The sequence below is a fragment of the Enterobacter sp. BIDMC 30 genome, from assembly GCF_000534355.1.
Classification (GTDB): Bacteria; Pseudomonadota; Gammaproteobacteria; order Enterobacterales; family Enterobacteriaceae; genus Enterobacter; species Enterobacter ludwigii.
The window spans coordinates 1,391,874-1,418,871 of sequence record NZ_KI973169.1 but is presented as its reverse complement, the minus strand read 5'-3'; the positions used below and the strand labels follow the sequence as shown (position 1 = coordinate 1,418,871).

Genomic DNA, 26,998 nt, shown 5'->3' with positions numbered 1-26,998 from the left:
GAAAAAAGCCAGCATTGCTGGCTTTTAGTATATACATCATCGCATTACTGGCGACTGTCATTTGCCTGACGCAAAAGCGTGCGGCTCTCACTCTGAAAACGTTGCGCATAATCGCCAAACCAGTGCTCGACTTTACGGAAGCTGTCGATAAACGCCTGTTTATCGCCATGCTCCAGTAAGGTGATCGCTTCACCAAACCGCTGGTAGTAACGTTTGATAAGCGCCAGGTTGTTCTCAGAGGACATAATAATGTCGGCGTAAAGCTGTGGATCCTGAGCGAACAAACGCCCGACCATCGCCAGTTCCAGGCGATAGATCGGTGAAGAGAGCGCCAGCAGCTGTTCAAGCTGCACATTCTCTTCCGCCAGATGCAAACCGTAGGCAAAGGTCGCAAAGTGGCGCAGCGCCTGAATGAACGCCATGTTCTGATCGTGCTCTACCGCGCTGATCCGGTGCAACCTGGCACCCCATACCTGAATCTGTTCCAGGAACCACTGATAGGCCTCCGGCTGACGACCATCGCAGTACACCACAACCTGCTTCGCCAGGCTGCCACTGTCCGGACCAAACATCGGGTGCAGGCCAAGCACCGGGCCAGTATGCGCCGCCAGCATCGCCTGCAGGGGGCCATTTTTGACCGATGCAAGGTCAACCAGGATGCAATCTTTCGGCAACGGTGGAAGCTTGCCGATGATCTGCTCCGTCACGTGGATAGGCACGCTGACGATAACCATCCCCGCATCGGCCATCAGCGCTGGCGCGTGTTCCCAGTCCTCTTTTTCCAGAATGCGAACCTGATAACCAGAAAGCGTCAGCATTTTTTCAAACAGACGCCCCATCTGGCCCGCACCACCCACAATAACCACCGGGCGCAGGGACGGACAGAGGGTTTTGAAGCCCTTATCGTTTTCGCTGGAATAGGATTCCCGCATTACGCGACGCAAGACATCCTCAATCAGATCCGGCGAGACGCCCAGCGCCTGGGCCTCTTTGCGCCGCGAAGCCAGCATGGATGCCTCACGCTCCGGGACATAAATCGGCAGGCCGTATTTGCTTTTTACCTCACCCACTTCGGCAACCAGAGCCATACGGCGCGCCAGCAGGTCCAGCAACGCCTTATCCACTTCATCAATTTGATCGCGTAACGCGGTCAATTCAGCAACCATAACTACCCTCTTAAGCCAGACGCGTCGCCAGCTGGCCGCTTACATCTTTATGGATCTCACGCAGCAGCGCGTCGGTGGTTTCCCAGCTGATGCAGGCATCCGTGACGGATACGCCGTGCTTCATTGCGCTGCGCGGTTGTTCAGATGACTGATTGCCTTCATGAATATTGCTCTCAATCATCAGACCGATAATAGAACGGTTGCCGTCTTTTATCTGTGCCACCACAGATTCCGCAACCGCAGGCTGACGACGGTAATCTTTATTCGAATTACCATGACTGCAATCTACCATCAGTGCCGGGCGCAGTCCCGCCTGCTCCATCTCTTTTTCACACTGTGCCACATCTGCCGGGCTGTAGTTCGGTGCTTTACCACCGCGCAGGATCACGTGACCATCCGGATTACCCTGCGTTTGCAGGAGGCAAACCTGCCCCGCCTGGTTAATGCCAACAAAACGGTGCGGCATTGCCGCGGCACGCATGGCGTTAATTGCGGTGGCCAGGCTGCCATCGGTACCGTTTTTAAAACCAACCGGCATCGACAGGCCAGACGCCATCTCGCGGTGGGTTTGTGATTCCGTGGTACGTGCCCCAATGGCAGACCAGCTAAACAGGTCGCCCAGGTACTGCGGGCTGTTCGGATCCAGCGCTTCAGTGGCCAGAGGCAGCCCCATGCTGACCAGCTCCACCAGCAGGCGACGCGCAATTTTCAGCCCTGCTTCCACATCAAACGAGCCATCCATGTGCGGATCGTTAATCAACCCTTTCCAGCCAACGGTGGTACGTGGCTTCTCAAAATAGACGCGCATTACCAGATAGAGGCTATCGCTGACCTCCTCCGCTAATGTTTTAAATCGACGAGCGTACTCAATGGCGGCTTCAGGATCGTGAATAGAACAAGGACCACATACCACCAGCAGGCGCGGATCGCGGCCAGCGATAATGTCTGAAATGGTCTGACGCGAGTGCTCAATTTGAGCCTCCTGCGCGACGCTCAGCGGGAATTCCGCTTTCAGTTGATCCGGAGTAATCAAAATCTGTTCGTCAGTGATATGTACGTTGTTCAGCGCGTCTTTTTGCATGATTGCGATCCTGTAAAGCTCGTTTGCGATAGTTGTTTTCCTCGAAGAGGTGAAACAACGATACCATAACAAGTAAAGATTTCAATCCAAAATACGTACACTTTTCTTTACGAATGCCAATTTATTGCAAAAATCAGCCGCCATAGCCGTAAACTTTAAATTACATCCTTACTTTCCGTTACCAGGCTATGCTGAAGAAAAAAGGAGAATGGCTATGCGTTCAATTGCTCTGGTGCTGTTGTCGCTCATTTTATCGGGTTGCCAAATCAATCCTTATACCTTCCACCCGGACTGGACCAGCCCCAGCTGGTTTGATGCAGGTAAAGAAGACGCCATGAATGGTCTGCCGGTTAAAGATAACCAGACGCTGGCCGATAATTTTAATGATCCACAAGTTGATCGTAGTGAATATCTCCGGGGATATGCAGACGGACAGAAGAAAGTGTGTGAAGAAGGTTTTCTCCACGCCTGGGGATTAGCGGGCAAATCTTTTCCTGCCAGCTGCGATACTGCTGAAAATGCAGCAAAACTGCACGAGTCATGGCAAAAAGGCATGGATGAAAGCATGCGCTCCAGCAGACTTAATTAAGCCTCTTTTTATTCACCGGAATATAACAAAGTGTAGGATTTAGCTTAGGTCGAGGCAGGGAAAATTCTGACATAATGACGGCTTTGGTAAACAATGGTATTCTGCCCACAACTCTTAAGGACATCTATTTCCGGAGCGAAGTGGCGGATTCTGGTGAGAAATTTATCCTTGATCTCTTTTTTCCGACTCACTCTGGTGCTAATGCTGTTCCTTATGGTGGGCGCAGCGGCGGCAGGCACGTTCACCGAAACCGATAAATCGGTACGTTCGATCGTTTCAGGTATTGTGAGCTACACCCGATGGCCGTCACTTTCCGGCCAGCCAAAACTCTGTGTTTATGCTTCTTCTCACTACACGCATGCACTCACCAGCAAGGACGGGCAAAGCGAATTACCTTATACCCCCGTTATTGTGCGTAACGATCAGGAAGCCCTGTCCGCGACGTGTGATGCTATTTATTTCGGGGCGGAATCCCCCGTAAAACAACGTGAATTAATAAGTCAGTATCAGGGCAGAGCATTGCTATTAATCTCAGAGCAAAATCCGGAATGTATTATTGGCAGCGCCTTTTGCCTGATAATTGATCGCAACCATGTCCGGTTTTCCGTCAATCTGGATGCGCTGACTCGCAGTGGCGTGAGAGTCAATCCGGATGTATTAATGCTCGCACGGAATAAGCAGCATGGATAAAGATTTCACTTCAGCGCCACGTCCGACGTTTAAAAGAACACTCAGACGAATCAGCATGATAAGCGTCATCATCACGATGACATTAATATGGCTGCTCCTCTGTTTTGCCTCCGTCGTGACATTAAAGCAATACGCACAAAAGAATCTCGAATTAACCGGCGCCACCATGAGCCACAGCCTTGAAGCCTCCCTGGTGTTCAACGATTCAGTGGCAGCCAATGAAACGCTTGCCGCCCTTGGCAAACAGGGCCAGTTTGCCGTGGCTGAAGTCCTCAACGTGCACAAAAAACGCTTTGCGTACTGGTCGTGGAACCCGGCGGATAACAACGACACCCTGGGCGCACTGGTCAGCCGCTGGCTTTTCCCCGAGCCGATTTCCCAGCCTGTATTCCATAACGGCTCAACGATTGGCGAAATACGCCTTACCGCGCGTGACAGCCTGATAAGCCACTTCATCTGGATGTCGTTTGCCGTTCTCACCGGCTGTATTTTGTTTGCGACGGTGGTCGCACTGACCATTACGCAATCCTTGCATCACGGCATGGTTACAGCGCTGCAAAACATTACTGACGTCGTTCATGACGTACGCACTAACCGTAACTTCTCCCGACGGGTGAAAGACGGGCGGATTGAAGAGTTTCACCAGTTTGGCGAGGACTTCAACAGCCTTCTGGATGAAATGGAGGAGTGGCAGCTTAAACTGCAGGCGAAAAACGCCCAGCTATTACGCACCGCCATGCACGACCCGCTGACGGGTCTTGCCAACCGTGCGGCGTTTCGTAACAGCATCGCGGCATTAATGAATGACCCCTCAGCAAAAACAAACTCGGCCCTGCTCTTCCTCGACGGTGATAATTTTAAGTTTATTAATGACACCTGGGGACACGCGGCAGGAGACTGTGTGCTGATTGAAGTCGCCAGAAGAATGGTCGAGTTCGGTGATAAGCGCCATCAGTCATACCGCCTTGGCGGCGACGAGTTTGCCATGGTGCTGTACGACGTCCATTCAGAGCCTGAGGTTCAACATCTTTGTGCTGCCTTATCGCAGCAGTTTATCCGCCCGTTCGAATTGCATAACGGGCAAAAAGCATCAATGTCACTCAGTATTGGCTTTGCTCTGGCGTGGGAAAATGGTTCTGTGGAAGCATTACTGGAGAAAGCCGACCGCAATATGTACCTGGTTAAAAACCAGCGTACAAAAACGATAAATTAGAAGGGAAACGATATGTTAAAGCGATACTTCGCGCCGTTGTTATTAGCCTCAGTCGTGCTGGCAGGTTGCCAGTCACCGCCGCAAGGCAAGTTCACTCCTGAGCAGATTGCGGCGATGAAGTCTTACGGTTTTAACGAACTGAACGGCGACTGGTCTCTTGGCCTGTCAGATACCATCCTGTTTGATAAAAACGACGCCAGGCTGCGTGCGGAAAGTGAAACGCAGATCAAGACCATGGCCTCTCGCCTCGCGGCAACCGGCCTGAACCACGCGCGTATGGACGGTCACACGGACAACTACGGCGAAGAGCGCTACAACGAAGCGCTGTCATTGAAACGTGCAAATGCGGTAGCCGACGCCTGGGCGAAGGGAGCCAATATCCCGCGCAGCAACCTCACCACGCAGGGGTTAGGCAAAAAATACCCTGTTGCGAGCAACAGTACTGCAAAAGGGCGCGCTGAAAACCGCCGGGTTGCGGTGGTTATCAGCACGCCATAAGGTTATTTAACCGATGATTCTGCGAGCGACACGCCTGTTGCCGCTCGCCAGCGCAGCCAGTCGACCAGCACAAACAGGGCCAGACTCACACCCATCACCGGCATCACCAGCCCCAGCAGGACACTCACCATCGCCGTGACGGCTCTTCCCCAGCCCGATAGCGCCAGCCAGCTCTGACAGAGCGTCTGAACCGGGTTCACGACCGATTGCGCCGGACGACGCATCCACCACATCCGGTATCCCCAGACGATCAGCACGCACAGGGCAATACCGAACGCGATCAGCAACAGCTGATTGGCCAGCCCAAACAAGATCCCCATGTGGAAATCCACGCCCCAGCGGGTCAGTTTTGCCATTAACGGGAAATCTTCAAACCGGGTTCTGTCCAAAATGTGCAGGGAGTGCGGATCGACCGACACCGCGTCGACCTGAGTAGGCCAGCTGCGATCGATTTCCGTCACGGTCCAGGCCTGTTCAGCCGTTTTCGCCGGGCGGATTTCGAGCTTGCTGGCATCTATACCCGCCGTGCGGGCGGTATGCAGGACGTCATCAAAAAGCGTCGGATCCATCACCATCCCGGGCATCATCATCCCGCTATGATGCCCCCGGTGCTCAGCGTGCTCGTCCATGATGGCAGGCACACCGGAGAGCGTAGTATTGACCTGCGGCGTAAGCCAGTTCATCCGGGCACGCAGTGTATCCACGTTACCGCCCGCCCACTGAGACCACGTCAGGCCTGTCGCTGAGAACAATAACATTCCCCCCAGCAACACCCAGCCCAGTGCCACATGCACACGACGGCGGTTCTGGAAACGGTTGTTCATCCGACGTTTTGGTCGGGTGTAAAACCACAGGGCGATTCCCCCCAGCGCGGCAACCCACATCCAGGAGGCGGCCAGCTCGCTATAGAGACGCCCGACATCGCCAAGCATCAACGAGGTGTGCAGATAATCGATGGTCTGGCGCAACGGCAGAATGCCACTCGTGCCGTACACCGTCATATCGCCCCGCACCTCAAGGCTCACGGGATCCACAAAGATAGCGCGGTTCTCCGACGGGCCAAGCGCAGGGTCAGCGAACATCACGCGGGTAGTATCACCGTCAACCAGCCCCGGACGAACGGCATGCAGGCGCAGATCTGAACCCACGGCGTTTTCCGCCACGGCAATCTGCTCGGCCAGAGGCCGTGCCTCTCCCACCGAATCCGTGTGCAACGCGTGCCGGTAGAGCGTGTTTTCCAGCTGCGGCGTCGCCACATACAGCGTACCGGTCAGCGCGGCGAAGAAGATAAACGGGCCAACAAACAGCCCGACATAGAAATGGAGTCGACGCAGCAGGTTTCCCCATGCCGCGCGCGGAGTGCAGGTAATCATACTTTTCCTTTTTAAGGCAAAAAGTTATCGATTTTTTTTAAAGGGAAAAAGCAGACTGCCGCGGCGGCGCGCGGGTATCAGGAAAGAGCCAAGGGAAAAAGTGCCAGTGGCTGACCGGCGGTTGCGGCGGTGTAACGCGGCTCCTTTGCAGTACGACACTGAGCAGTACAATCAGCGCCAGCATCACGCCCGGCACATGCGCTAACAGTACACAGTAGCCACACGCTTCCGCATGGTCGACGGGCATCGAGTGCGGCATATCGCCATGGTGCTCATCCATCGACATCATGCTCATGTCATGATGCATTCCCGGCATGGCGCTCATGGGATCTTTTTGCAGCGAGATGGAGATAAGCGGCGCAACCACGATCAGCAGGATCGCAAACAGCGCGGTCAAAGCCGCTGCGCGTTTCCAGTTATGCCGATGCAGTACGTTATCCACTTTCCCTCCCGTTAAGAGGCCAGCATTGTAAATGATTTATGACGAAAGGGTTAATACGAGAGGTGCGATGGAATAAAAAAGGGCCAGCCTTTCGGCCAGCCCTTTTTAACAGGATGTCGCTTAAGCGAATCTTAGTTCAGACGCTCTTTAATACGAGCAGACTTACCAGTACGCTCACGCAGGTAGTACAGTTTAGCTTTACGTACAGCACCACGACGTTTAACAGCAATGCTGTCAACTACCGGAGAGTGAGTCTGGAAGACACGCTCAACGCCTTCGCCGTTGGAAATTTTACGAACAGTGAATGCAGAGTGCAGACCGCGGTTACGAATAGCGATAACCACGCCCTCGAATGCCTGCAGACGTTTTTTGGAACCTTCAACAACCCATACTTTCACTTCCACGGTGTCACCTGGACGGAAGGAAGGTACGTCCTGCTTCATCTGCTCTTGTTCAAGTTGCTTAATAATGTTGCTCATAATTTAATCTCTTATCCTGGGTAAACTGATATTCGGGAGCGTATTACGCATTCCCATCATGTTCATGCTGCTGTTGCGCGTGTTCTTTTTTGAACTCGGCCAGCAACTTTGCTTGCTCTTCAGTCAGAGCCAGGTTTTCCAGAAGTTCAGGTCTTCTAAGCCAGGTTCGGCCCAGCGACTGCTTCAAACGCCAGCGACGTATCTCAGCATGGTTTCCTGACAGTAACACTGCCGGTACTTCCATCCCTTCTAACACTTCAGGACGAGTATAGTGTGGACAGTCCAGCAACCCATCAGCAAAGGAATCTTCCGTTGCCGAAGCTTCATGGCCCAGTACACCCGGAATGAACCGGGCAACGGAGTCAATCAGCGTCATCGCTGGTAACTCACCACCGCTGAGTACGTAATCGCCGATAGACCATTCTTCGTCAATCTCGGTTTGAATTACGCGCTCATCTATTCCTTCGTAGCGACCACAGACCAGAATCAATTTTTGATTCGTCGCCAGTTCGCTGACGCCCGCTTGATCAAGCTTGCGTCCCTGAGGTGACAGATAAATCACCTTCGCGCCTTCACCTGCCGCGGCTTTTGCTGTGTGAATGGCGTCCCGTAAGGGTTGCACCATCATTAACATCCCCGGTCCGCCGCCGTAAGGACGATCGTCCACGGTACGGTGCCGGTCATGCGTAAAGTCACGAGGACTCCAGCTCTGGATGTTCAGCAGGCCATTCTTTACTGCCCGGCCAGTTACCCCGTAATCGGTAATCGCGCGGAACATTTCAGGAAACAGGCTAATTATGCCAATCCACATAGCGCCGTCTTTTACCGTTTATCCGGAGAATTTAAAAACCAGGATCCCAATCTACTTCAATCGTTTGAGTAGCGAGATCGACTTTCTTGATAACCTGTCCATCGAGGAACGGAACCAACCGCTCCTTGATGCCAAATGCATCTTTCAGGTTTGCCCTAATGACGAGAACGTCATTTGACCCGGTTTCCATCATGTCGATGACTTTCCCCAGGCTATAACCTTCAGTGGTAACCACCTGGCAACCCATAAGGTCTTTCCAGTAGTAGTCGCCCTCTTCCAGCTGCGGCAACTGCGACGAATCCACGATAATTTCACAATTAGTCAGTGCATTCGCGGCATCACGATCGTCAATGCCTTTCAGCTTGATGATGATGTCCTGATTGTGGTGACGCCAGCTTTCCAGCTCGACCTCTTCCCACTTACCGGCTTTCTGGATAAACCAGGGCTGGTAATTAAAAATGCTATCAGCGTCTTCAGTGGAGGAAAACACTCTGAGCCAACCACGAATACCGTAGCAAGAACCCATTTTGCCCAATACAATCGGTTCAACAGGTGCTTTATTGCTCATCATGACCACCGTGACAGATTAAGCTGCTTTGTTTGCTGCTTTGATCAGCGTAGCAACGCGATCGGAAACAGTAGCGCCCTGGCCAACCCAGTGAGCGATACGATCCAGATCCAGACGGGTTTCTTCTTCAGAACCAGAAGCGATCGGGTTGAAGAAACCAACGCGCTCAATGAAGCGACCGTTGCGTGCATTACGGCTGTCAGTAACAACAACCTGGTAGAACGGACGCTTTTTAGCGCCGTGACGTGCTAAACGAATAGTTACCATAACATCCTCTTGTGTGAATAAAACAACCGGGCCCCATCGAGGAACGGAGCCCGGGTGTCATATTAAAAGCCCGAAAATTTTACTGATTTCTGGGGAAAATGCAATCAGCAGTTAAAACTCTGCTGCAAAACACGGCCAGGGTGCGCTTTTCGGGCACACCCCGGCATCAAAATAGCCAACAGCCAGGCGATTAACGGCCAGGGAATCCTGGTGGCATCATGCCCTTCATGCCACGCATCATCTTCGCCATGCCGCCTTTCTTCATTTTCTTCATCATGCGCTGCATGTCGTCGAACTGTTTCAGAAGGCGGTTTACGTCCTGCACCTGCATGCCGCAACCGGCTGCGATACGGCGTTTGCGGGACCCTTTGATGATGTCCGGGTTAGCACGTTCCTTGAGGGTCATCGAGTTGATGATCGCCTCCATACGCACCAGCACCTTGTCATCCATCTGCGCTTTTACGTTGTCAGGGATCTGGCCCATGCCCGGCAGTTTGCCCATCAGGCTTGCCATGCCGCCCATGTTTTTCATCTGACGCAGCTGCTCAAGGAAATCGGTCAGGTCAAAACCGTCGCCTTTTTTCAGCTTGCTGGCCAGCTTCTCAGCCTGGGCGCGGTCAACCTTGCTCTCGATATCTTCGATAAGCGACAGCACGTCGCCCATGCCGAGGATACGGGAGGCGATACGGTCCGGGTGGAACGGCTCCAGCGCTTCGGTTTTCTCACCCACACCGAGGAATTTAATCGGCTTGCCGGTGATATGACGAATCGAAAGCGCCGCACCACCGCGGGCGTCACCGTCCACTTTGGTCAGCACTACGCCGGTTAACGGCAGCGCTTCGTTAAACGCTTTCGCGGTGTTCGCCGCATCCTGACCGGTCATGGCGTCAACAACAAACAGGGTCTCTACCGGATTGATAGCGGCATGCACCTGTTTGATCTCATCCATCATCGCTTCGTCAACGTGCAGACGACCGGCGGTATCCACCAGCAGCACGTCGTAGAATTTCAGCTTCGCCTCTTTCAGCGCCGCGTTAACGATGTCGACAGGCTTCTGGGCAACGTCAGACGGGAAGAAATCCACGCTGACCTGCTGCGCCAGGGTTTCCAGCTGTTTAATCGCCGCCGGGCGATAGACGTCCGCAGAAACGACCAGCACTTTTTTCTTGTGCTTTTCTCGCAGGAATTTACCCAGCTTACCCACGCTGGTGGTTTTACCCGCACCCTGCAGGCCCGCCATCAGCACAACTGCCGGTGGCTGTGCCGCCAGGTTAAGCACCTGGTTCTCTTCGCCCATCGCCGAAACCAGTTCGTTACGGACGATTTTGACGAACTCCTGACCCGGGGTCAGGCTCTTGTTAACTTCATGACCAACCGCCTTCTCTTTAACGCGGTTGATAAAATCACGAACAACCGGCAACGCGACGTCTGCTTCCAGCAGCGCCATGCGCACTTCGCGCAGCGTTTCCTTGATGTTGTCTTCGGTAAGGCGTCCGCGGCCGCTGATGTTGCGCAGCGTGCGCGACAAACGATCGGTTAAATTATCAAACATTGTCTCTCGCCTGAGTAGAAACGTTGGGTCGCTGGCAGCGACACATACACAGAATTTTGCCGGAGTATAACATGAAGGCGGCTTTGTTGTTATGCAACGGTTGGAGCAGGCGTCACGTAACGTTATACTGCTTCTCTTTCTTATTAAGACAACTGTCGATGCCTATATGCCTGTTTTCGCACTGATCGCCCTTGTTGCCTACTCTGTCAGCCTCGCGCTGATCATTCCTGGACTGCTGCAAAAAAACAGCGGCTGGCGACGCATGGCTATTCTTTCGGCGGTGATCGCACTGATAAGCCATGCGTTCGCGCTGGAATCGCGCATTATCCCCGGCGATGGCAGCGTACAGAACCTGAGCGTGCTCAACGTCGGCTCGCTGGTCAGCCTGATGATCTGTACGGTGATGACCATTGTCGCCTCTAAAAACCGTGGCTGGCTGCTACTGCCGATTGTGTATGCCTTCGCGCTGATCAACCTGGCCCTGGCCACGTTTATGCCCAATGAGTTTATTACGCATCTGGAAGCGACGCCGGGAATGCTGGTGCATATCGGCCTGTCACTCTTCGCTTATGCAACGCTCATTATCGCCGCGCTCTATGCCATGCAGCTCGCCTGGATTGACTACCAGCTGAAAAACAAAAAGCTGGCCTTTAACCATGAGATGCCGCCGCTGATGGTGATTGAGCGTAAGATGTTCCACATCACGCAGGTCGGTGTCGTGCTGCTGACGTTAACGCTGTGCACGGGCTTGTTTTATATGAAGAACCTGTTCAGCGTAGAGAATATCGATAAAGCGGTCCTCTCCATCATCGCGTGGTTTGTCTATATTGTCCTGTTATGGGGCCATTATCATGAAGGCTGGCGCGGTCGTCGCGTGGTCTGGTTCAACGTCGCGGGCGCGGGCATTCTCACCCTTGCCTATTTTGGCAGCCGCTTCATACAGCAATTTGCTGGCTAAGTAACAAAGGAGTTCCCCCTGGAACACATCTCTACCACCACGCTGATCATTACCCTGATCGTCATGGTGGTCATCTCCGCCTATTTCTCCGGCTCGGAAACCGGCATGATGACCTTAAACCGCTACCGGTTACGTCATCGTGCTAAGCAGGGTAACCGTGCCGCCCGTCGCGTCGAAAAACTGCTGCGTCAACCGGATCGTCTGATCAGTCTGGTGCTTATCGGTAACAACCTCGTCAACATTCTTGCCTCTGCGCTCGGTACCATCGTTGGGATGCGCCTGTACGGCAACGCCGGCGTCGCCATTGCCACCGGTGTGCTGACGTTTGTAGTGCTGGTGTTTGCAGAAGTGTTGCCTAAAACCATCGCCGCGCTCTACCCGGAAAAAGTGGCCTACCCCAGCAGCTTCCTGCTCGCGCCACTGCTGATCCTGATGATGCCGCTGGTCTGGTTACTGAACATGGTGACGCGTGTCCTGATGCGGATGATCGGTATCAAAGCAGACGTCACCATCAGCAGCGCGCTCAGCAAAGAAGAGCTGCGCACCATCGTGCATGAATCGCGCTCGCAGATCTCCCGGCGTAATCAGGACATGCTGCTGTCGGTACTGGATCTGGAAAAGGTCAGCGTTAACGACATCATGGTGCCGCGTAACGAGATCGTCGGCATTGATATCAATGACGACTGGAAAGCCATCGTCCGCCAGCTGACCCACTCCCCGCACGGGCGTATCGTGCTGTACCGCGACTCTCTGGACGATGCCATCAGCATGCTGCGCGTGCGTGAAGCTTATCGTCTTATGACCGAGAAAAAAGAGTTCACCAAAGAGGTGATGCTCCGCGCCGCCGACGAAATTTATTACGTGCCGGAAGGAACGCCGCTCAGCACCCAGCTGGTGAAGTTCCAGCGTAACAAGAAGAAGGTCGGCCTGGTGGTCAATGAGTACGGGGATATCCAGGGGCTGGTGACGGTTGAAGATATTCTGGAAGAGATTGTCGGGGACTTTACCACCTCAATGTCCCCTTCCCTTGCGGAAGAAGTCACCCCGCAAAACGACGGCTCGGTGCTGATCGACGGTAGCGCGAACATTCGCGAACTCAATAAAGCCTTTAACTGGCATTTACCGGAAGATGAAGCGCGCACCATAAACGGGATGATTCTGGAAGCACTGGAAGAGATCCCGGCGGCGGGCACGCGGGTGCGCATTGAGCAATACGATATTGATATCCTGGACGTGCAGGACAATATGATTAAGCAGGTGAAAGTCCTGCCGGTAAAACCGATTCGGGAAAGTATTGCTGAGTAGAGAGTAGGCCGGGTACGGCGCAAGCCGCCACCCGGCACTACAGATGGCAAATTACGCTTTCGCTTTCGCCACGGTAACCATTGCAGCACGAATGGTACGACCGTTCAGGGTATAACCTTTCTGCATCACGCCAAGCACTTTACCGGCTTCAACGTCTTCTGATTCCACCATCGCAATCGCCTGGTGTACGTTTGGATCCAGCGGAACGTTGGTATCGCCAACCACTTCCACGCCAAACTTACGTACCACATCCAGCATGGATTTCAGCGTCAGTTCGATACCTTCGATCATCGCGGTGTTGTCCGGGTTTGCTTTATCAGCCACTTCCAGTGCGCGATCCAGGCTATCAATCACCGGCAGCAGTTCGTTGATGAATTTCTCCAGCGCAAATTTATGCGCCTTCTCAACGTCCTGCTCGGTACGACGGCGCAGGTTTTCCATTTCCGCCTTGATGCGCAGAACACTGTCGCGTTCGCGATTCTGTGCTTCTACCAGCTGAGCTTCCAGATTCGCAATTTTTTCATCGCGCGGGTCCACCTGCTCAGCAGATGCGTCCGGCTCTACAGCCTCAACATCATCGTGCTGTTCCGTGATAATTTCTTCAGGGGCTTGCCCCTCAGGCGTTTTCTGTTCTTTACTACTCATGAATTTCTCCGCGTTTTTCTGCATTCATATCGCTAACTTCGCTTATTATGGGGATCAGTTTCCGGGATTCAAGGGAACAAGACAGATTGTCATCATTCATCAGGCACAAGGACCTCCAGAAAATGAATAATCATTTCAGGTGTATTGGGATCGTCGGGCATCCGCGTCACCCTACCGCATTGACGACACATGAAATGTTGTATCGCTGGCTGTGTAGCAAAGGCTATGAAGTGATGGTCGAGCAGCAGATTGCCCAGGAGCTGCAGCTGAAGAGCGTCAAAACCGGCACGCTGGCGGAAATTGGCCAGCAGGCGGATCTCGCCGTGGTGGTCGGTGGCGACGGCAATATGCTCGGCGCGGCCCGAACGCTCGCGCGTTATGACATCAAGGTCATCGGTATCAACCGCGGCAATCTCGGCTTTCTGACCGACCTCGATCCGGACAACGCCCAGCAGCAGCTGGCCGACGTGCTGGAAGGTCATTATATCAGCGAGAAACGCTTTTTGCTGGAAGCGCAGGTGTGTCAGCAGGACTGCCAGAAGCGCATCAGCACCGCGATTAACGAAGTGGTGCTCCACCCCGGCAAAGTGGCGCACATGATTGAGTTCGAAGTCTATATCGACGAAATCTTCGCCTTCTCGCAGCGTTCTGACGGGCTGATTATCTCCACGCCGACAGGGTCGACTGCCTACTCGCTCTCTGCGGGTGGTCCGATCCTCACCCCTTCACTGGATGCCATCACCCTGGTACCGATGTTCCCGCACACGCTCTCGGCGCGTCCGCTGGTGATCAACAGCAGCAGCACCATTCGTCTGCGTTTCTCGCACCGCCGTAACGATCTGGAGATCAGCTGCGACAGCCAGATTGCGCTGCCTATTCAGGAAGGTGAAGATGTTCTCATTCGTCGGTGTGATTACCACCTGAATCTTATTCACCCGAAAGATTACAGCTATTTCAATACATTAAGCTCGAAGCTTGGCTGGTCAAAAAAATTGTTCTGATTTTGCATCCAGTACTTTACTGTATATAAAACCAGTTTATACTGTATGAAAACACAGTTATGGTTTTTCATACAGGAAAACAATTATGCTGGCACAACTGACCATCAGCAACTTTGCCATAGTTCGTGAGCTTGAGATCGATTTCCACAGCGGCATGACGGCGATCACCGGGGAAACCGGAGCGGGTAAATCCATTGCCATAGATGCCCTCGGCTTGTGCCTCGGCGGCCGTGCAGAAGGTGACATGGTGCGCAGGGGCGCAAACCGTGCCGATCTCTGCGCTCGCTTCTCCCTGAAAGATACCCCTGCTGCCCTGCGCTGGTTGGAAGAGAACCAGCTGGAAGACGGACGTGAGTGTTTACTTCGTCGCGTTATCAGCAGCGATGGTCGTTCCCGCGGCTTTATCAACGGCACTGCAGTCCCGCTTTCCCAGCTTCGCGAGCTCGGCCAGTTACTCATTCAGATCCACGGCCAGCACGCGCACCAGCAACTCATTAAACCGGAGCAGCAGAAAGCGCTGCTTGATGGCTATGCTGGTGAGTACGCACTTACTCAGCGCATGGCGGAGCACTATCGCCAGTGGCATCAAAGCTGCCGTGAGCTTGCCCAGCACCAGCAGCAAAGCCAGGAGCGTGCCGCCCGCGCTGAGCTTCTGGAATACCAGCTTAAAGAACTCAACGAATTTAGCCCGCAGGCGGGTGAATTTGAGCTTATCGACGAAGAGTACAAGCGCCTGGCTAACAGCGGTCACCTGCTCTCAACCAGCCAGAATGCCCTTAACATGCTGGCTGACGGTGAAGACGTGAACCTGCAGAGCCAGCTGTATAATGTTCGTCAGCTCATCACCGAGCTGGCCGGCATGGACAGCAAACTCTCTGGCGTACTGGATATGCTGGAAGAGGCCGCGATTCAGATTTCAGAAGCCAGTGACGAACTTCGCCACTACTGTGAACGTCTGGATCTCGACCCGAACCGTCTGTTTGAGCTGGAGCAACGCATCTCCCGTCAGATCTCGCTGGCGCGCAAGCACCACGTTATGCCAGAAGAGCTGCCTGGCTATTATCAGTCCCTGCTTGATGAACAGCAGCAGCTTGACGATCAGGCTGACTCGCTGGAAACCCTGTCACTGGCGGTGAACCTGCACCATGAACAGGCGCTGACGACGGCGAAACAGCTGCATGAGATCCGTCAACATTACGCCCAGGAACTGAGTCAGCACATCACCGACAGCATGCACACGCTGGCGATGCCGCACGGCGTATTCACCATCGATGTCCGTTTCGAAGAGAACCATCTGACGGCGGAAGGTGCGGACCGTATCGAATTCCGCGTCACCACCAACCCGGGGCAGCCGTTGCAGCCCATCTCTAAAGTGGCTTCCGGCGGTGAACTGTCGCGTATCGCGCTGGCGATTCAGGTGATTACCGCACGTAAAATGGAAACCCCGGCGCTGATTTTCGATGAAGTGGATGTGGGGATCAGCGGCCCAACAGCGGCAGTCGTCGGCAAACTGTTGCGCCAGTTGGGTGAATCAACGCAGGTCATGTGTGTTACCCACCTGCCGCAGGTGGCCGGGTGTGGTCATCATCACTTTATCGTCAGCAAAGAAACTGACGGTGAAATGACGGAAACGCACATGAAGCCACTGGATAAACGCGCACGTCTGCAGGAGCTGGCACGCCTGCTGGGCGGCAGTGAAGTCACGCGAAATACGCTCGCGAACGCGAAAGAACTGCTGGCGGCATAAACTTTTTCGGGATCTCAGGGTCATAGAGAACAACAAAAACGCCGCCAGACCGGTTTCAAAGTGGGGCAAGGTCTATTATCATCGGCATATAACATATGAGCCGCGTTCTGCTCGGGCCCGAAAAGGAATCAAATCACTATGCGTTGTAAAATGCTGACCGCTGCCGCAGCGGTTCTTCTGATGTTGACCGCAGGCTGTTCCACTCTGGAGAAAGTGGTTTACCGTCCTGACATCAACCAGGGGAACTACCTTACCCCTAACGATGTGTCCAAAATCCGTGTGGGGATGACACAACAGCAGGTCGCTTATGCACTTGGAACCCCAATGATGTCCGATCCGTTCGGCACAAACACCTGGTTCTATGTATTCCGTCAGCAGCCGGGCCATGAAGACGCGTCCCAGCAGACGCTGACGCTGACCTTCAGCAGCGCCGGTGTGTTGACCAACATCGACAACAAGCCTGCCCTGACCAAATAATCAGGTGTCAGAGATGCAAAAAGGTGCTCAATGAGCACCTTTTTTGTCTTCCTTCATCACCCTCGCCCCTTTGAGAACAGGCTTAAGGTGAGGAGCGAACTACTTACCCGATTTCTCCGCACGCTGGCGACGCAGCTCTTTCGGGTCGGCAATCAGCGGGCGATAAATTTCGACCCTGTCACCCTCATTCACCACATCAGCCAGTTTGACCGGACGGCTGTAAATGCCGACTTTATTTTTCGCCAGGTCGATGTCACGACGAAGCTCAAGGATGCCAGAAGCGCGAATAGCCGCCTCAACGGTCGCACCTTCTTCCAGCATCACACGCTGCAGATATTGCTTCTCCGGCAGCGCATACACCACCTCGACAGCTATCTTATGCGACACTGTAAACCTCTTTGGCGCGGGTCGTGAACGCCTGAACCATATTCGAGGCCAGCTCTTTAAAGATGCGGCCAAACGCCAGCTCAATCAGTTTATTGGTAAACTCAAAGTCCAGCTGGAACTCGATGCGACAGGCATCAGCGCTGAGGGGGGTAAACTTCCAGCCCCCCATCAGGGTTTTAAAAGGACCATCTACCAGATGCATCAAAATACTCTGATTGCTCGTCAGCGTATTGCGGGTGGTGAACGTCTTGCTGATCCCCGCTTTGGAGACATCGACCGCCGCCGTCATCTGCGTCGGGCCAGACTCCAGCACTCGGCTCCCGGTACATCCCGGAATAAACTCTGGATAAGACTGAACGTCGTTCACTAACTGATACATTTGTTCCGCGCTGTATGGAACAAGCGCAGTACGGCTAATCTGAGGCATAGCATTTCCCATGGTCACACAACCGACAAATAATAACATTTATCACCTGTTAAAAAAACGCTAAGCCTCATCTCGTGCTAATATAGCGCGTTAGACCTCACAGGACGCAATGAGGTGACTTTTTGAAATCAGATTACCGATGGCTTTACGATACTTATGACGAAGAAAAAAGCACATAAACCAGGCTCGGCGACCATTGCGCTCAACAAGCGTGCTCGCCACGAGTATTTTATTGAAGAAGAATTCGAAGCTGGCCTTGCATTGCAGGGCTGGGAAGTAAAATCGCTGCGCGCCGGGAAAGCCAACATCGGTGATAGCTACGTGATCCTGAAAGATGGCGAAGCCTTCCTGTTCGGTGCCAACTTCACGCCGCTGACCGTCGCCTCGTCACACTACGTGTGTGACCCAACGCGTACCCGTAAGCTGCTGCTGAACAAGCGTGAACTGGAGTCCCTTTATGGGCGCATTAACCGTGAAGGCTTCACCGTGGTTGCCCTGTCGCTGTACTGGAAAAATGCCTGGTGCAAAGTGAAAGTTGGCGTCGCGAAAGGTAAAAAACAGCACGACAAACGTACCGATCTGAAAGAGCGCGAATGGCAGCTCGACAAAGCACGTATTATGAAAAACGCAGGACGTTGATTCTGCGCACTTATTGTACTATTCAATAAGTTAGCGTTCCGGGCTGGTATCCAGGATCTAAAATCTGGTATACTCAGTTCAACACTATTGGGGCTGATTCTGGATTCGACGGGATTTGCGAAACCCAAGGTGCATGCCGAGGGGCGGTTTGCCTCGTAAAAAGCCGCAAAAAAATAGTCGCAAACGACGAAAACTACGCTTTAGCAGCTTAATAACCTGCTCTGAGCCCTCTCTCCCTAGCTTCCGCTCTTAAGACGGGGATTCAAGAGAGGTCAAACCCAAAAGAGATCGCGTGGAAGCCCTGCCTGGGGTTGAAGCGTTAAAACTAATCAGGCTAGTACGTTAGTGGCGTGTTTGTTCGCAGCTGGCGTGCGAATGTAAAGACAAACTAAGCATGTAGTACCGAGGATGTAGAAATTTCGGACGCGGGTTCAACTCCCGCCAGCTCCACCAAAATTCTCCATCGGTGATTACCAGAGTCATCCGATGAAGTCCTAAGAGCCCGCACGGCGCAAGCCCTGCGGGCTTTTTTGTGCCCTCAATTTGTCCCGCGAAGTCCGAAGAGAACTAATTAAATCCGAACCTTTTAGGCCCATTGATAGGCCCAACGAAAAGCTTTATTGTTTTCGTTGGGCCTAAACGCAGGGAGACTCCCCATGGCAAGAAAAACCAAGCCGTTAACCGATACGGAAATCAGAGCCGCCAAACCTAAAGATGCCGATTACCAGCTGTATGATGGTGACGGGCTTACTCTGTTAATCAAGTCCAGCGGTAGTAAGCTCTGGCAGTTCCGTTACTATCGGCCTCTGACCAAACAACGAACCAAACAGAGCTTCGGTGCCTACCCTGCCGTCTCACTTTCTGATGCACGTAAACTCAGAGCCGAATCTCAAGTTTTATTGGCGAAAGACATTGATCCTCTGGAACATCAGAAAGAACAGGTGAGAAATTCTCAAGAGGCCAAAACCAACACTTTCCTGTTAGTTGCCGAGCGTTGGTGGAATGTGAAGAAAGCCAGCGTAACAGAGGACTATGCCGACGATATCTGGCGCTCGCTTGAGAGAGATGTTTTCCCAGCAATCGGTGATATCAGCGTCACTGAGATTAAGGCTCATACTCTGGTTAAAGCAGTTCAGCCGGTTCAGGCCAGAGGTGCATTAGAGACCGTCCGACGCCTTTGTCAGCGAATTAACGAAGTCATGATTTATGCGCAGAACACGGGCCTGATTGATGCGGTTCCCAGCGTAAACATCGGGAAAGCATTCGAGAAACCGCAGAAGAAAAACATGCCTAGTATCCGCCCGGATCAACTTCCACAATTAATGCAGACTATGCGCACGGCAAGTATCAGTGTGTCCACGCGGTGTCTGTTCATGTGGCAGCTTCTGACCATTACCCGCCCTGCCGAAGCTGCAGAGGCTCGATGGGATGAGATCGATTTCAATGCTAGCGAATGGAAAATTCCTGCAACCCGAATGAAGATGAACCGGGACCATACGGTTCCACTATCCGATGAGGCTCTCTCTATTCTGGAAATGATGAAGTCACTCAGTGGTGACCGAGAGTTTATCTTTCCCAGTCGCATCAAACCAACCCAGCCGATGAACAGTCAGACAGTGAATGCAGCCCTCAAGCGTGCAGGCTTAGGAGGTGTACTTGTTTCACACGGCTTGCGTTCTATCGCCAGTACGGCACTCAATGAGGAAGGATTTTCACCTGATGTCATTGAAGCAGCATTGGCTCATGTAGACAAAAATGAGGTACGTCGTGCCTATAATCGTAGCGATTATCTTGAGCAACGTCGTCCGATGATGCAATGGTGGGCTGATTTTGTGATAAATGCGGATCGTGGAAATGTAGTTGATCGTGGAGTAAAAGGTCTCAGGTTAGTCGGTTAGCTAAAACTCGATGAAAAGTGCTCCCCTCGATGAGGGGGGCTCTCTGCACGGTATCTTCTTTGACCTAGCTTGTTGTTAAAACTTGATAGTTTAGTCAGCAGCTAATCATCATTACGCAAAAAATATTTCTCTTTATCTTTAATTTTTCTCATATTTAAGGGTTATTATCTGGCTCAATTGAATCCATCGTAGAGCCCGACCATGATACGTTGCCATCTCGCTCGCAGGATGGGAGAGTGAAAAATGAAGATCTCTGACGTTTTGCGTCAAACCGGTCTTAGCCGTAATAGCGTAACTTTAATGTACAAGGAAACGACATCTAAGATTGAACTCGGGGCGTTGGATAGCGGCCAGAAAAAAACCAAGGCAGCAAAGCTACCCGGGCTGAAAAACTACCAGACGCTGAACAATTGGATGGGAAAAAACAGTATTTTCCAGTAATTACATAATGTTGGCACGGTCATTGCTGAAACTTGCTTATGTGGGACGTGGGCCGGTTGGGGTATAAAATTATTATGAAATCATTTAACTTTGAATTCTTACGACCTGAGAATGATTTGCTCGCCAACCTCGGTGGTCTGGCCGAAGCGGTACTGCATGTTGATCCAGGCAGCGCCCTCACCCGCCTGCGTAGTTTTGCTGAAGAACTGACCAAGGCTATTTACAAGCACGAACTGCTGCCACGCATGCCACAATCCAGCTTCTATGAGCTGATCAAGAGCCCGGTTTTTAAAGACTGCGTCAGCAAATCGCTGGTTCATCAGATCAATTTTTTGCGTATACAAGGTAACGATACAGCGCACGGAGCCGAAGGCGAAATACGTAATGCACAAATGGCACTGGAGACTGCACATCAGTTGGCCATGTACATGGGAATTAAGTACTACAACAAAAAAAAGGATCAAATTCCCTCTTTTGTCGATGTAAAAGACCCAACGGCAACTCTGAATCAACTTCAAAAATCAGTTTCTAGTTACGAAAAAGAACTGCAAAAACAGCAGGAAGAGCTCGAAAGAGTGATGGCACAGGTGGAGCTTGAACGAACTCGAAATATCGATAAGCTTGAGCCTATCGTCAAGTCCGATCAACATAAACGCCAGCAACAGAGCCAAAAAGTGGCTGATAGCCTGCAATGGAACGAAGCTAAAACCCGTGCATTGTTGGTCGATGCCATGCTGTTGCAAGCCGGTTGGGATACTAAGAACCCCGATCAGGTTGGTCAGGAATTTGAAGTTCTCTTTCCCAACAATCCCTCAGGTAAAGGCCGGGTGGATTATGTTCTATGGGGCGATAACGGTCAGCCGCTGGCCGTTATCGAAGCGAAAAAATCTGGTAATACTAATCTTCAAGCAGGTCGTGAGCAGGCTCGCTTTTATGCCGATGCCTTTGAGCATATGGGTTATCAGCGCCCGGTAATTTTTTATTCCAACGGCTACGAAACTTTCATTTGGGACGATCACCAATACAATACCTATCGTCCGGTGTATGGCTTCTACAGTAAAGACAGCCTGGACTATCTGATCTATCAACGCCATTACCGTGCCGCTGAATTGGAAAAATTCAACCCAGAACTTAGTATTGCTGATCGCCCTTACCAGATTGAAGCCATCAAAACAGTTGCGGCCCATTTCCAAAATCAGCGCCGCAAGGCATTGATTATTCAGGCAACCGGTACAGGAAAAACCCGCGTTGCCATTGCACTAGCTGAATTACTGCTTCGCACTGGTTGGGCCAAACGTGCTCTTTTTTTGTGTGACCGCAAAGAGTTGCGGGTGCAGGCCGATGATGCGTTTAAGCAAAATCTACCATCTGAGCCGCGATGTGTGATCGGTGAAACCAATAAGATTGATCAAAGTGCACGTATCTATATTGCTACTTATCCCGGCATGATGAACCGTTTCGCTCAATTGGATGTGGGCTTCTTTGATCTGATCATTGCTGATGAGTCTCATCGCACGATCTACAACAAATACCGCGACCTGTTTGAATACTTCGATGCCCTTCAAGTGGGCCTGACAGCGACTCCCGTGAAATTTATCAGTCGCAATACGTTTGATATATTCGACTGCGAAACTACTGACCCTACATTTGAATTTGGGCTGGACGCAGCGATTAACAATGAGCCATCATATTTGGTACCGTTTCGGGTAAAAGATCTTACAACCGACTTTCTGCGTGATGGTATTCACTACAATGACCTTACTGAAACACAGAAATTCCAACTCGAAGAAGACTTAGGTAAGGAAGAAGCCCGGAACACCACCATTGCGGGTAAAGACATTGGCCGCAAGATCTTCAGTGAAGATACTGACCGCATTATTCTGGAAAATCTGATCAACAATGGCATTAAAGATGAAACCGGTTCTCTAATCGGTAAAACCATCATCTTTGCCCAACGTCAGGAACACGCTGAGCACCTTGAAAAAATCTTCTGCGAGTTGTACCCGCAGTACGGTACCAAAGTATGCAAGGTCATCCACAATGACATTCCCCATGTCGGAAGCCTAATCAAGGAATTCAAAAAGGCAGACAATGAATTTCGAATCGCTATTTCGGTCGACATGCTCGATACGGGCATCGATGTACCCGAAGTGGTTAACCTGGTATTTGCCAAGCCTGTTAAAAGTTGGGTAAAGTTCTGGCAGATGATTGGCCGAGGCACGCGCCTGAGGCCTGATCTTTTCGGGCCAGGCAAGCACAAAACTGAATTTCTGATTTTTGACCATTATGGCAACTTCGATTTCTTTGAAGAAGAATACCAAGAGCCTGAAGACACCGGTGGCAAGTCCTTACTGCAAACCACATTCGAAGCCCGGTTTGAACTTGCACAGGCAGCCTTACGACAAAATCATGCTGCCGCCTTTGATGCCGCTATTGAGTTATTGCGTGCAGATATTAACGACTTGCCTGATACCAGTATTGCAGTAAAACGTGAATTGCGGGTTGTACACCAGTTACAGCAAACCGATTTATTAAAGCGCTTTGATGCTAAAACCCAACATTTGCTGGTCAATAATATCGCTCCATTAATGTCAGCCCGTGTGTTACGCGACAAACACGCTATTCAACTGGATAAGCTCATAGCCATCATAGAGCGTAACCTGGTGGAGCAAGCAAGCGGTTTTGACGATGGTCGAGCTCAACTGTTAACTGAGCTTGATACACTGGCGGTTAACATTCAGACCGTACGCCATAAAGATGCCATCATAGCGGAAGTGCGCAGTGCAGACTTCTGGCGAAACACCACTATTGATAAGTTGGAAGAGGCTCGCAGAGAACTGCGCGGCATTATGAAATATCGACAAACTAATAGTGGCGGTGTGTACTCCATGCCAACAACAAAAACAAGTGACTCTGGCTTACATGCTAAAGACCGCGAGATAATAATCGCAGGTGCCAACGAGGCGATGCTCTACCGCCGCAGACTCAAAAATATTCTGGATCAAATGATCTCGAACAATCCTACTTTGCAGAAAATCCACAAAGGCGAATCTATTACCGAGCAAGAACTGAAAACTTTGACCTCTACCATTCTCACCAGCAATCCCGGTGTGAGTTTGGAAGTTCTCAATGAATTCTACGGTCGCACAGCTAACCAACTGTACCTAACTCTGCGTGAAATAATAGGATTGGACCCTCAAGCCATCGAAGACCACTTTAAAGGCTTTTTGCACACCCATCCTACACTTACAGCAAAGCAGGTGAGCTTCATGAACTTACTGAAAAATTACATCGCCCAGCACGGTTCTATAGTGATCGACACTCTATATGACAAGCCTTTCGTTTCAGTTTCGCACGAGGGCGTTGACGGCATATTTCCCCCCGATGACGTTGGCGAGCTGATAGCTGTGTTGGGGCCTTTTTTGAAGCAGGAAGATTCCCGTAATTTAGTTAACGAATGAAAACGATAAATGTAACGTTATTCGGATTAAGTATTTTTGATTGGATAAGTGGCGAAGCAGCTTATCTGACACTTTTTAATGAACAGAGAAAAACATGCTAACTGGCCAAATACGTAACGATATCGACAAACTTTGGGAAAAATTCTGGACTGGTGGTATCACCAACCCTCTAACAGTTATAGAGCAGATCAGCTACCTGATGTTTGCCCGTATGCTCGATATGCAAGAGGACATGGCTGAGCGCAAAGCGAACCGCACGGGCAAAAATTTTGACCGACTATTCCCCACCACACCTGCAGGGCAACTACTACGCTGGAAAAATTTTAAAAACATTTATGGTAAAGAACTGCACAAGCACCTAAAGCAAAATGTTTTCCCTTACTTCGCAAAACTCGGCAAGAAGTCCGACGAGCATGATGGTTTGGGCAATGAAGGTAGCGCTATCGAAGCCTTGGGTCATATCGGTGTATATATGCAGGATGCCGATCTTGAAATCAAAAATGAATCGGTACTGGTCAGCGCTGTGGAGATGGTGGATGGACTACCTCTGACCAACAGCGACGTCAAAGGCGATATTTATGAATATCTACTCAGCAAACTTACCACCGCCGGTATCAATGGCCAGTTCCGCACCCCACGACATATTATCGACGCCATGATCGAACTGGCTGCTCCCCAGCCTACTGAAACTATTTGCGACCCGGCTTGTGGCACCGCCGGATTCCTCACTCGCACCATGGAATACCTAAACCGTGTGCATTCCAGTAAAGCTGGTATTTTTGAAGACGAGGAAGGTAACAAACATTACTCTGGCGACCTGTTAGAGCCTTACCGCAATCATATCAACAAACACATGTTCTGGGGCTTCGATTTCGACACAACAATGCTGCGTGTCAGCAGTATGAACATGGCTTTACACGGGGTGAATGGAGCCAAGATTCTCTATCAGGACAGCCTCAGTAAATCCATTAAAGAAAACTTCCCACAGCAGGAAGAAAACTTCTTCGATGTCATCCTCGCTAACCCGCCATTCAAAGGAAGTCTGGACGAGAGTAACACTAATCCTGATGTGTTAGGTTTAGTTAAAACTAAAAAGACAGAGTTACTATTTGTTGCCCATATTCTGCGAGCACTTAAGCTCGGTGGTCGTGCCGCGGTGATCGTGCCCGATGGGGTTTTATTCGGTTCGTCCAAAGCCCACCAGCAACTGCGCCAGGAGTTGATAGAAAATAATCAACTTGAAGGTATCGTGAGCCTACCTAGTGGTGTGTTTAAACCTTATGCCGGTGTAAGCACCGCCATTTTGATGTTTACCAAAGGTGGCAGCACAGAGCATGTGTGGTTCTATGATCTGCAAGCCGACGGTTATTCATTGGATGATAAGCGAACCCCGCTAAAAGGAGAAGGCAGTAACGACCTGCCCGATGCCATCACTAAGTGGAAGCAATATTGTTCTTTGGTACAGAAGAATGCTTCAGCGGGAGAGATCAACAACGCGTTTGGGGACAAAACCCAGAAAGCCTTTGTTGTAGATGCAAAAGATATTGTCGCCAATAAATTCGACCTATCTATAAACCGCTACAAGAAAGTGGTGTATGAAGAAGAATTTTTTGAGGACCCGAAAACTATTATTAAAAAGCTGAAAGTTCTGGAAAGCGAGATTATGGCTGATCTGAATGATTTGGAGGAGATGCTATGAGTTGGCCATTAGTTGCTATCAAAGATGTCGCTAAAGTTATAACAGGTAAAACACCTTCAAAATTGGAGGATGATAACTTTGGTGGAGAAATTCCATTCATAACTCCCTCAGAACTGAGCGGCAGCATTTATGTGAGTGATAGCCCCCAAACTATTACTGAAAAGGGCGCTTCGAAGTTAAAGCTTGTTCCAAGAGATGCTGTTATGGTTTGTTGTATCGGCTCTTTAGGGAAGCTTGCGATTGCTGCACGAGAAGTAGCGACAAACCAGCAAATTAACTCTGTTATTTTCGATAAAGATAAAGTTTATCCAAAATATGGATACTACTGCCTCTCTCGATTAAAACCGATTATGGAGTCTTTGGCTTCATCGACAACGATAGCAATTATAAATAAAAGCAATTTTGAATCATTAGAGATTCCTCTTCCATCGCTAACCCAGCAAAAACGCATCGCCGACATTCTAGACAAGGCTGATGCAATACGTCATAAACGCCAGCAAGTTCTCAGGATCACCGACGAATTACTTCACGCTGTATTTTTGGATATGTTTGGTAATCCGGTGACCAATTCGAAAGGATGGATGATAGTAAGTTTGGGGGATGTTCTCGAATCAATTGAGAGCGGAAAAAGTCCTAGATGTGAAACCAGACGGGCAGCGCAAGATGAGTGGGGAGTACTGAAATTGGGAGCGGTAACAAAATGTAATTACCTCGCTGGTGAAAATAAAGCAGTACTCCCTGATTTTGTTCCAGATCCGAGATATGAAGTTAAGAAGAATGATTTACTCTTTACCAGAAAAAATACTTATGAATTGGTAGCGGCTGTTGCATTAGTCGAAGATACCAGAAGTAAATTATTATTGCCTGATTTAATTTTTAGGCTCAATACTAACAATCGCGTTGATAAGTATTTTTTATGGAAATTACTTTCAAATAGGTCCATGAGGTCTAAAGTGCAATCTCTAGCATCTGGTGCAGCAGGATCTATGCCAAATATTTCACAAGCAAATCTGAAAAAATTAAATATCATTTTGCCTCCTATAGAGAAGCAGAGACAGTTTCAGAATATATGTAGGAATGGGGCTTTGCTAAAAAATAGAGTTGAGAAATTTGTGAACGATCAATCAGATTTGTTTGCTTCTCTCAATCAGCAAGCTTTTTCAGGCCGACTCTAAGGAGAGAGT

Annotated in this window: 27 protein-coding genes and 1 other RNA gene; 16 read left to right on the top strand and 12 right to left on the bottom strand. The window is 50.9% G+C overall.

Annotation, left to right across the window (positions count from 1 at the left end):
- Positions 1-44: 44 nt before the first annotated feature.
- Positions 45-1,166, bottom strand: coding sequence for a bifunctional chorismate mutase/prephenate dehydrogenase (tyrA, locus tag L466_RS15495; protein ID WP_014171239.1), 1,122 nt, complete (start codon positions 1,164-1,166; stop codon positions 45-47).
- Between the two features lie 10 nt (positions 1,167-1,176).
- The gene (gene aroF, locus L466_RS15500) at positions 1,177-2,247 is read right to left on the bottom strand and encodes a 3-deoxy-7-phosphoheptulonate synthase AroF (RefSeq protein WP_032680469.1); all 1,071 of its coding nucleotides are present in this window, start codon (positions 2,245-2,247) and stop codon (positions 1,177-1,179) included.
- 214 nt (positions 2,248-2,461) lie between these two features.
- On the opposite strand from aroF, the gene L466_RS15505 reads away from it, so the two are divergent.
- From L466_RS15505 to L466_RS15520, 4 genes are all read left to right on the top strand, one after another.
- Positions 2,462-2,836, top strand: a complete 375-nt coding sequence (locus L466_RS15505) for a DUF2799 domain-containing protein (protein WP_032680468.1) — start codon at positions 2,462-2,464, stop codon at positions 2,834-2,836.
- Between the two features lie 201 nt (positions 2,837-3,037).
- A complete protein-coding gene (locus L466_RS15510; RefSeq protein WP_020883918.1) occupies positions 3,038-3,526 on the top strand; it encodes a regulatory sequestration protein YfiR in 489 nt (162 codons plus the stop codon).
- On the top strand, positions 3,519-4,739 hold the full coding sequence (dgcN, locus tag L466_RS15515; protein WP_032680467.1) for a diguanylate cyclase DgcN/YfiN: 1,221 nt from the start codon (positions 3,519-3,521) through the stop codon (positions 4,737-4,739). The genes L466_RS15510 and dgcN overlap by 8 nt, the downstream gene beginning before the upstream one ends.
- A 12-nt stretch (positions 4,740-4,751) precedes the next feature.
- The gene (locus tag L466_RS15520) at positions 4,752-5,237 is read left to right on the top strand and encodes an OmpA family protein (protein ID WP_014171244.1); all 486 of its coding nucleotides are present in this window, start codon (positions 4,752-4,754) and stop codon (positions 5,235-5,237) included.
- 2 nt (positions 5,238-5,239) lie between these two features.
- Here the strand turns inward: L466_RS15520 and L466_RS15525 are convergent, their stop codons facing one another.
- The 7 genes from L466_RS15525 to ffh form a co-directional block, all read right to left on the bottom strand.
- On the bottom strand, positions 5,240-6,610 hold the full coding sequence (locus L466_RS15525; RefSeq protein ID WP_032680466.1) for a PepSY-associated TM helix domain-containing protein: 1,371 nt from the start codon (positions 6,608-6,610) through the stop codon (positions 5,240-5,242).
- Positions 6,611-6,647: 37 nt separating this feature from the next.
- The gene (locus L466_RS15530; protein WP_025203431.1) at positions 6,648-7,052 is read right to left on the bottom strand and encodes a DUF2946 domain-containing protein; all 405 of its coding nucleotides are present in this window, start codon (positions 7,050-7,052) and stop codon (positions 6,648-6,650) included.
- A 131-nt stretch (positions 7,053-7,183) separates the two neighbouring features.
- Complete coding sequence (gene rplS, locus L466_RS15535) at positions 7,184-7,531, bottom strand: 50S ribosomal protein L19 (protein WP_002914145.1); 348 nt, start codon at positions 7,529-7,531, stop codon at positions 7,184-7,186.
- Positions 7,532-7,574: 43 nt separating this feature from the next.
- Positions 7,575-8,342 (bottom strand): tRNA (guanosine(37)-N1)-methyltransferase TrmD, encoded by a 768-nt coding sequence (gene trmD / locus L466_RS15540; RefSeq protein WP_014171247.1) that lies wholly within the window; start codon positions 8,340-8,342, stop codon positions 7,575-7,577.
- Positions 8,343-8,373: 31 nt separating this feature from the next.
- Complete coding sequence (gene rimM / locus L466_RS15545; RefSeq protein ID WP_032670210.1) at positions 8,374-8,913, bottom strand: ribosome maturation factor RimM; 540 nt, start codon at positions 8,911-8,913, stop codon at positions 8,374-8,376.
- A 15-nt stretch (positions 8,914-8,928) separates the two neighbouring features.
- Complete coding sequence (rpsP, locus tag L466_RS15550; protein ID WP_014171249.1) at positions 8,929-9,177, bottom strand: 30S ribosomal protein S16; 249 nt, start codon at positions 9,175-9,177, stop codon at positions 8,929-8,931.
- Between the two features lie 190 nt (positions 9,178-9,367).
- Complete coding sequence (gene ffh, locus L466_RS15555; protein WP_014171250.1) at positions 9,368-10,729, bottom strand: signal recognition particle protein; 1,362 nt, start codon at positions 10,727-10,729, stop codon at positions 9,368-9,370.
- 166 nt (positions 10,730-10,895) lie between these two features.
- On the opposite strand from ffh, the gene L466_RS15560 reads away from it, so the two are divergent.
- Both L466_RS15560 and L466_RS15565 read left to right on the top strand, forming a co-directional pair.
- Positions 10,896-11,687 (top strand): cytochrome C assembly family protein, encoded by a 792-nt coding sequence (locus L466_RS15560; protein WP_003863130.1) that lies wholly within the window; start codon positions 10,896-10,898, stop codon positions 11,685-11,687.
- Between the two features lie 18 nt (positions 11,688-11,705).
- Positions 11,706-12,992, top strand: a complete 1,287-nt coding sequence (locus tag L466_RS15565; RefSeq protein WP_032670206.1) for an HlyC/CorC family transporter — start codon at positions 11,706-11,708, stop codon at positions 12,990-12,992.
- 51 nt (positions 12,993-13,043) lie between these two features.
- Here L466_RS15565 and grpE read toward each other — a convergent pair whose 3' ends face one another.
- Positions 13,044-13,637, bottom strand: coding sequence for a nucleotide exchange factor GrpE (gene grpE, locus L466_RS15570; RefSeq protein WP_020883911.1), 594 nt, complete (start codon positions 13,635-13,637; stop codon positions 13,044-13,046).
- A gap of 122 nt (positions 13,638-13,759) precedes the next feature.
- On the opposite strand from grpE, the gene nadK reads away from it, so the two are divergent.
- The 3 genes from nadK to bamE all read left to right on the top strand — a co-directional run bounded on the left by nadK (position 13,760) and on the right by bamE (position 16,862).
- Complete coding sequence (gene nadK / locus L466_RS15580) at positions 13,760-14,638, top strand: NAD(+) kinase (protein WP_020883909.1); 879 nt, start codon at positions 13,760-13,762, stop codon at positions 14,636-14,638.
- 85 nt (positions 14,639-14,723) lie between these two features.
- Positions 14,724-16,385 carry a DNA repair protein RecN gene (gene recN / locus L466_RS15585; RefSeq protein WP_032680465.1) on the top strand — a complete coding sequence of 554 codons (1,662 nt, stop codon included), beginning with the start codon at positions 14,724-14,726 and terminating at the stop codon, positions 16,383-16,385.
- A 138-nt stretch (positions 16,386-16,523) separates the two neighbouring features.
- Entirely contained in the window at positions 16,524-16,862 is a 339-nt protein-coding gene (gene bamE, locus L466_RS15590; protein WP_014171256.1) for an outer membrane protein assembly factor BamE, read from the top strand.
- Between the two features lie 99 nt (positions 16,863-16,961).
- Here bamE and L466_RS15595 read toward each other — a convergent pair whose 3' ends face one another.
- Together L466_RS15595 and L466_RS15600 are read right to left on the bottom strand one after the other, a co-directional pair.
- Positions 16,962-17,249, bottom strand: coding sequence for an RnfH family protein (locus L466_RS15595; RefSeq protein WP_032680464.1), 288 nt, complete (start codon positions 17,247-17,249; stop codon positions 16,962-16,964).
- Complete coding sequence (locus L466_RS15600; RefSeq protein WP_024908332.1) at positions 17,239-17,676, bottom strand: type II toxin-antitoxin system RatA family toxin; 438 nt, start codon at positions 17,674-17,676, stop codon at positions 17,239-17,241. Before L466_RS15600 ends, L466_RS15595 begins: the two co-directional genes overlap by 11 nt.
- Before the next feature lie 156 nt (positions 17,677-17,832).
- On the opposite strand from L466_RS15600, the gene smpB reads away from it, so the two are divergent.
- The 7 genes from smpB (at position 17,833) to L466_RS15625 (ending at position 26,989) form a co-directional block, all read left to right on the top strand.
- Entirely contained in the window at positions 17,833-18,315 is a 483-nt protein-coding gene (gene smpB / locus L466_RS15605; RefSeq protein WP_008502505.1) for an SsrA-binding protein SmpB, read from the top strand.
- 89 nt (positions 18,316-18,404) lie between these two features.
- Positions 18,405-18,768: a transfer-messenger RNA gene (ssrA, locus tag L466_RS22990) on the top strand.
- Positions 18,769-18,971: 203 nt separating this feature from the next.
- A complete protein-coding gene (locus tag L466_RS15610; protein ID WP_032680463.1) occupies positions 18,972-20,213 on the top strand; it encodes an integrase in 1,242 nt (413 codons plus the stop codon).
- A 243-nt stretch (positions 20,214-20,456) separates the two neighbouring features.
- Positions 20,457-20,654 (top strand): helix-turn-helix domain-containing protein, encoded by a 198-nt coding sequence (locus L466_RS23920; RefSeq protein ID WP_155962756.1) that lies wholly within the window; start codon positions 20,457-20,459, stop codon positions 20,652-20,654.
- A gap of 74 nt (positions 20,655-20,728) precedes the next feature.
- Positions 20,729-24,115 (top strand): DEAD/DEAH box helicase family protein, encoded by a 3,387-nt coding sequence (locus L466_RS15615; RefSeq protein WP_032681956.1) that lies wholly within the window; start codon positions 20,729-20,731, stop codon positions 24,113-24,115.
- Positions 24,116-24,209: 94 nt separating this feature from the next.
- Positions 24,210-25,814 (top strand): type I restriction-modification system subunit M, encoded by a 1,605-nt coding sequence (locus L466_RS15620; protein ID WP_032680462.1) that lies wholly within the window; start codon positions 24,210-24,212, stop codon positions 25,812-25,814.
- The gene (locus L466_RS15625) at positions 25,811-26,989 is read left to right on the top strand and encodes a restriction endonuclease subunit S (protein WP_032681955.1); all 1,179 of its coding nucleotides are present in this window, start codon (positions 25,811-25,813) and stop codon (positions 26,987-26,989) included. Before L466_RS15620 ends, L466_RS15625 begins: the two co-directional genes overlap by 4 nt.
- Positions 26,990-26,998: the final 9 nt, after the last annotated feature.